At 56.7% G+C, this 6,086-nt stretch carries 6 protein-coding genes; 2 read left to right on the forward strand and 4 right to left on the reverse strand.

Annotation, left to right across the window (positions count from 1 at the left end; genetic code table 11):
- Positions 1-105 precede the first annotated feature (105 nt).
- Positions 106-1,254, forward strand: coding sequence for an L-threonine dehydrogenase (yiaY, locus tag H8S59_RS25535; RefSeq protein ID WP_187523234.1), 1,149 nt, complete (start codon positions 106-108; stop codon positions 1,252-1,254).
- 642 nt (positions 1,255-1,896) lie between these two features.
- Here the strand turns inward: yiaY and H8S59_RS25540 are convergent.
- From H8S59_RS25540 to H8S59_RS25555, 4 genes are all read right to left on the reverse strand, one after another.
- Positions 1,897-3,528, reverse strand: a complete 1,632-nt coding sequence (locus H8S59_RS25540) for a methyl-accepting chemotaxis protein (RefSeq protein WP_187523235.1) — start codon at positions 3,526-3,528, stop codon at positions 1,897-1,899.
- A gap of 270 nt (positions 3,529-3,798) precedes the next feature.
- Entirely contained in the window at positions 3,799-4,041 is a 243-nt protein-coding gene (locus tag H8S59_RS25545) for a pyocin activator PrtN family protein (RefSeq protein ID WP_095094027.1), read from the reverse strand.
- Positions 4,042-4,330: 289 nt separating this feature from the next.
- Positions 4,331-4,582, reverse strand: a complete 252-nt coding sequence (locus H8S59_RS25550) for a DUF1654 domain-containing protein (protein WP_187523236.1) — start codon at positions 4,580-4,582, stop codon at positions 4,331-4,333.
- 146 nt (positions 4,583-4,728) lie between these two features.
- A complete protein-coding gene (locus tag H8S59_RS25555) occupies positions 4,729-5,445 on the reverse strand; it encodes an XRE family transcriptional regulator (RefSeq protein ID WP_095094030.1) in 717 nt (238 codons plus the stop codon).
- A gap of 198 nt (positions 5,446-5,643) precedes the next feature.
- Between H8S59_RS25555 and H8S59_RS25560 the strand changes: the two genes are divergently transcribed.
- Entirely contained in the window at positions 5,644-6,057 is a 414-nt protein-coding gene (locus tag H8S59_RS25560; RefSeq protein ID WP_187523237.1) for a hypothetical protein, read from the forward strand.
- Positions 6,058-6,086: the final 29 nt, after the last annotated feature.

A 6,086-nucleotide genomic window follows, 5' to 3' on the forward strand; every position in this document is an offset into this window, starting at 1 on the left:
ATTGCGCTCGCATCTCCATTCATTGAGCCAGATCAATTCCCCCATCCTCGGCGCGCGCATGCTGTAAGCATTCCCACGCGCAGGCGATCACGCCGAGGTTCCATCATGAGCAGCACCTTTTTCATTCCCGCCGTGAACATCATGGGCCTTGGCTGTCTCGACGAAGCCATGCAGGCCATTCGTAAATACGGTTTTCTCAAAGCGCTGATCGTTACCGATGCTGGCCTTGCCAAGGCAGGGCTGGCGACGCAGATCGCTGGTCTTCTGGTAGAGCAGGGCATTGACTCAGTGGTGTTCGATGGCGCGAAACCCAATCCGACCGTCAGTAACGTCGAAAGCGGCCTGGCCATGCTGCGTGAGCGGCAATGCGACTTTGTGATATCGCTGGGTGGCGGCTCGCCTCACGACTGCGCCAAAGGCATTGCCTTGTGCGCCACCAACGGTGGGCATATCAGTGACTACGAAGGCGTGGACCGTTCGAAGAACCCCCAGTTGCCGTTGATTGCCATCAACACAACGGCAGGTACGGCAAGTGAGATGACCCGCTTTTGCATCATCACTGATGAAGTGCGCCACGTAAAAATGGCCATCGTTGATCGCAACGTTACACCGCTGTTGTCAGTCAATGACCCGGCAATGATGGCGAAGATGCCCAAGTCACTGACCGCTGCTACCGGTATGGACGCACTGACCCATGCCATTGAGGCTTATGTGTCGACCGCCGCCACGCCGATTACCGATGCCTGTGCTCTGAAGGCTATGTCACTGATCGCCGGTTATCTGCGCCGTGCAGTGGACGATGGCTCAGACATGGAAGCAAGGGAAAACATGGCGTATGCCCAGTTTCTGGCGGGCATGGCGTTCAACAATGCGTCCCTGGGCTACGTGCATGCCATGGCTCACCAGCTCGGTGGTTTTTATGACTTGCCGCATGGCGTGTGCAATGCGGTATTGCTGCCTCATGTGCAGAGTTTCAATGCCGTGGTCTGCCCGGCTCGTCTGACGGATGTGGCGCATGCCATGGGGGCCGATATTCGCGGCCTGGCGCCGGAGGAGGGCGCTCGTGCGGCGGTTGCTGCGATTCGCACGTTGGCAGGCTCCATCGACATTCCACCGGGGCTGACTGCCTTGGGCGTGAAGGAAGAGGACTTCCCGATCCTGGCCGCCAACGCGTTGAAAGACGCTTGTGGACTGACCAACCCGCGTCCCGCTGATCAGGCGCAAATAGAAGATATCTTCCGCCGCGCACTGTGATTGCAGCCCATTCAAGCGACGGCTGGATTTGCCGGGTAGGAGGCAACTTGTTGGCGAGAGGGGCTAATGCGGTTCTCCAGGCCCGCAGCCCTCGCGAACAAGTTCGCTCCTACCCTTGCACCGCACAGATTCAGCCTTGCCGCGTTCGAAGGTAGGAGGCAACTTGTTGGCGAGAGGGGCTAATGCGGTTTTCCAGACACGCCGCCCTCGCGAACAAGTTCGCTCCTACCCCGGCCGCGGAGGTTCAGACTTGCCGCGTTCGAAGGTAGGAGGCAACTTGTTGGCGAGAGGGTTTGACGCGGTTCTTCAGGCACGCCACCTCGCGAACAAGTTCGCTCCTACCCCGGCCGCGGAGGTTCAGACTTGCCGCGTTCGAAGGTAGGAGGCAACTTGTTGGCGAGAGGGGCTAACACGGTTTTCCAGACAAGCCGCCTCGCGAACAAGTTCGCTCCTACCCCGGCCGCGGAAGTTCAGACTTGCCGCGTTCGAAGGTAGGAGGCAACTTGTTGGCGAGAGGGTTTGACGCGGTTCTTCAGGCACGCCACCTCGCGAACAAGTTCGCTCCTACCCTGCACGGCGCAGGCTCAGGCATTTGTTGCATAACTGCGCCGTGTCGAAAAAACGGCGACAGCTCAATCACCCTCACATCTTGAAGCGCAACGCCAACTGATTCAGGCCCACTGCCAACTGCGACAGCTCGCTGCTGGCTGCCGAGGTCTGGTTGGCACCTGCCGAGGTCTGCAGGGACAGGTCGCGGATGCTGGTCAGGTTACGGTCAACTTCGCGGGCGACTTGCGCTTGCTCTTCGGTGGCCGAGGCAATGCTCATGTTGCGTTCGTTGATCTGCACAATGGCGGCGGTGATTTCACTCAGCGCCAAACCAGCTGCTTCGGCGACATCAAGGCTGGCGCGGGCGCGCTCGCTGCTGTGGCCCATGGCGCTGACCGCTTTACCGGCACCGTCCTGAATCGAGGCGATCATTTTTTCGATTTCGGCAGTGGATTGCTGAGTACGATGGGCCAGCGCCCGAACTTCGTCTGCCACCACCGCAAAGCCGCGACCGGCTTCGCCTGCTCGTGCGGCTTCGATAGCCGCGTTGAGGGCAAGCAGGTTGGTCTGGTCGGCGATGCCACGAATCACATCCAGCACGCCGCTGATGCCTTGCACTTGTACGGCCAGCCCGTCGATTTCCACCGCGGTGACGCCGACTGCCTGATGCAGTTCATTGATCACGCTCACGGTTTCGCCAACACGCTTGCTGCCATTTTCTGCGGACTGACTCGAATCACGTGCTGCGGTCGAGGCCAGCGATGCATTGCGGGCCACTTCTTCAACGGCCGCGCTCATCTGGTTGATGGCCGTAGCCGCCTGGTTGATTTCATCGTTCTGACGCTGCACGCCGCGCAATGAATCTTCGGTGACGGCGGTCATTTCTTCTGAAGTCGATGCCAGTTGCGATGACGAATCGCTCAGTTCACCCAGTGTGCGACGCAGATTCTGTTGCATGACCGACAGCGCTTGCAGCAGGCGTCCCGGTTCATCCTTGCCGTCGACATCGATTGGCTTGCTGAGGTCGTTGGCAGCAATCTGCTGGGCAACGGCCAACGCCTTGGCAATGGGCGCAACCAGGCTGCGAGTGAACAGTGCGGCCAGGGCCAGTGTCGCAATCAGCGCCACGATAATGGCGATGATGGTGACGTTGCGCGATTGGGAATACGTCTGGTCGGCAATGGCATCGGATTCGGCCATCTTGATATCTGCCAGGCGCGCGACCTCAGCGATATCCTTGCTCAACTGTTCGGCGGCTTGAGTCATCTCACCGGTGGAGTTGGTCATTGCGTTGATGAGGTCTTCACGCTTTTGGGCGACCGCGTCCAGAAAGCGCGTATGCACGGCAAGGTACGCCATCAGGTTGCGTTCCATACTGCTGAACGCTTTCTGGCCGGCTTCCGTTATCAACAGAGGTTTCAGTTTGCGCACGTCTGCTTCCAGGCCACTACGCGCCTGGCTGATGCGGTCAACCTGTCGCCTGGCCCCTTCCGCGTCCGATGCTGCCCGCAGGCCGCTATTACCCAAACGAATGGTTACCAGATCTGTCTTGATCTGCTCAATGGTTTGAATGGTCGGCAAGACGTTGTCCTGTAATGCCTCTCGTGATTCTTTCAGGCCAACTGACTGCTGTAATGAGAACAGGCCCAGAGCGGTGATCAGTAAGGCAAAAAAGCCAAAACAGAGCAGCGATCGGGGGGCAATATTGAGATTTCTCAGATTCATGCGAATAGCCTGTCGAGAGAGGAAACGTTAGTAACCTATCGACGTTTAACGTTTCAGCTTTAGGCGTCCTAGCTGATTATTTTGAAATATCCAGTGATCAGCAGAAAAAAGTCTTAAATATCAGCAGCATTGGCTCAAAGCCTTGATTTAGACATGTCGTGATAGCTTATCGCCTGCATGACTTTTGCTGGAAACGCAGATGTGGGTGTCCAGTCTTTGCTTTGCAGGAATGAAATCAGTGCCGCTCCCGGACAGCGGCACTCGCAAGGGTCATGCAGCCTGCAATTGGTCTTGAGCATCCAGATAGTCCGCAAGGTTGTGCAGGTACACCACGGGCTGTCCTTTGCTGGAGCCGCCCAGACGAGTGACTTTGAGGGCAATTGCGCCACTACTGATCTTGCGCATCAGATAGCGATCACTGGATATGTGAGAGAAATATCGCTCTCGAACGGCACTCAGGGTAGGGCACGGCGTGGCGAATTGGGACCTCAGTTGATTGAGTGTCTGGCTCATGCCGCGTCACCTCCCCATGGGTTGAACTCATTTGCACTGGCTGCTTTGCACTGCTCACGTCGTTTTCGCGGTGTGATGATCAGGAGCAGACCAACTTGCTGCTGGATAGCCCGAATCGCATCAGGACTCGCAGCCGCTGCCGGATGCAAGTACACCTGGCAGCGAGGATGTTGCTTTGGATTTTTCATGACTCGTACTCGGTAATGAATGGGTACGAGATTAAATTAGCAATAGCTAAATATTTATACAATAGCGTTTGCTAAATATTTCCTTTCCTGTGAATGGTCGCTCAGTCTTGAGCCGGGACATCCCAGAACACGCGCACTGACCCATCGTCCTGAACGTTTGCATACACACCGTCGGTCTCGGTGATGGCATCGATGATCTGATCCCAGTCTTGCTGGGACTCATCCGGTGCCTTGTAAACCAGCGCGGCGTGCTCCTTACGAGCGGCGGGAGAGGTGATGATCTTCTGAAGGCGTGCGCCAAGCAATTCAAGCGATGTAGGGGGAACGAGGGCTTTGGGTAGCGTGTTGGACATGTGATCCTCCTTGGTATTATGTATATACATACAGTAAGTATCGAAGGGCTAAACGGCAAGAAAAAAAGAGTACGCGTGTACTCTTTTTCGGTTGGGGCGTTAAAAAGCCCGCAGAGGCGGGCGGATTCATTGACGTTGTCAGAGGCTCAAAGCTTCCTGGCATTCCACACGAGTAATACCCGCGCCTGAATATGGATTTTTTCCAGATCAGCGCCGTCGATCATGATTGGGGGGTAAACAGGGTTGTCCGAGATCATCCGCAGCGCCCCACCGGTCAGTCGCTGCAGGCGCTTGATGAATAGATCACCATCAAGGGTAAATACGTAAACCGCATCGGTGCGGACTTCGGTAATTCCCCGGTCTACCAGCAACGAGTCTCCATCGCGAAAGGTGCCTTCCATGCTGTCGCCATCACCGGTGATGATTGCCAGGTTTTCGAGGCTGGAGTACGGCACGCCTTGGGTTTTCAGCCAGTCCAGGTGGACTGTCATCTCTCGGATGACTTCGACCTGGTTTTCCGGAACCAGACCGTAGCCCATTGACGCGGCGACATTGAGGTGCGGGATGGTAATGAACCCCAAGGATTCCATGACTTTTTTGGTATCGACGGGAGGCGCTGTTTTCGGTGCAGCTCCATCCAGCAGTTCATTGGCGTCTGAGATTTCCGGCGTAACCAGCGTGCCTGCGGGCAGATCAATCTTGCCCTCAAGGGTGGCAGCTGCCTTCTCGCCCAGCTTTCGATGGCCGTTCAACAGTTGCGACAAGTAAGACGCGTCCAGACCGAACTGGTTGGCAAAGTCTTTCTGAGTGAGGCCAGCCATCGCATGGCGAAGGGCTATAAGGCGTTGTTCGTAGATATCCATGGCCTAATCATCGCTTTGCGTTAGCAGACAGTAAATTACATTTTGCTATTGATGTAAATATTAGCGGTTGCTAATCTTCTTGTTCATCCCACTGGTTCACGACGGTTTGCCTGACTTCGGTCAGGTTGCCTCGTCGCGCCCTGGGTTTTTCACGCTGCCTGCCGTGGCGGGCATCGAGTTGAATGGAGAGGGAACAAAGTGATCAAGGAAATTGAAAAGCTGATGGTGCATTGGGGCGAGCAAACACGTGAGCGAGGTCTGGGTGGCGGCCTTGGCAGCCAGTTGGGCGCATTGATCGAATGGGGTGGGGCACCACCGCGCAGTACACCGGGCTCGCGGGTTCTCGCTGGCGGCACTGGCCTGGACGAAATTGCCACCGCGATAGATCGCGCGGTTGCGCAGTTGCAGCGCACACCCGGTCAGGCGGCTTTAGCCAGACTGGCCACGCAACGCTACTGTGAACTGGTGCCGGTGCGCGAGCAGATGCGCACCGCAGGGATTGCCGAAGGGGCAGATCGAACTTACCGCAACTGGGTGCAGCGCCTGCATGAGCAGGTGATGTCGATGGTGATGGCGAGTGTGAGCAAGCGTGGCATGCCGTCCATCAAGTGACGCATGCAAGCCCTGAGTTGAAATTTACT

Origin of the sequence: Pseudomonas folii, assembly GCF_014357575.1 — a bacterium.
GTDB classification, from domain to species: Bacteria; Pseudomonadota; Gammaproteobacteria; order Pseudomonadales; family Pseudomonadaceae; genus Aquipseudomonas; species Aquipseudomonas folii.

What these genes read in the sequence shown, in the direction of transcription:
- yiaY (WP_187523234.1), top strand. Translation starts at nt 106, where the DNA reads ATGAGCAGCACCTTTTTCATTCCCGCCGTGAACATCATGGGCCTTGGC.
- H8S59_RS25540 (WP_187523235.1), bottom strand. Translation starts at nt 3,528, where the DNA reads ATGAATCTGAGAAATCTCAATATTGCCCCCCGATCGCTGCTCTGTTTT.
- H8S59_RS25545 (WP_095094027.1), bottom strand. Translation starts at nt 4,041, where the DNA reads ATGAGCCAGACACTCAATCAACTGAGGTCCCAATTCGCCACGCCGTGC.
- H8S59_RS25550 (WP_187523236.1), bottom strand. Translation starts at nt 4,582, where the DNA reads ATGTCCAACACGCTACCCAAAGCCCTCGTTCCCCCTACATCGCTTGAA.
- H8S59_RS25555 (WP_095094030.1), bottom strand. Translation starts at nt 5,445, where the DNA reads ATGGATATCTACGAACAACGCCTTATAGCCCTTCGCCATGCGATGGCT.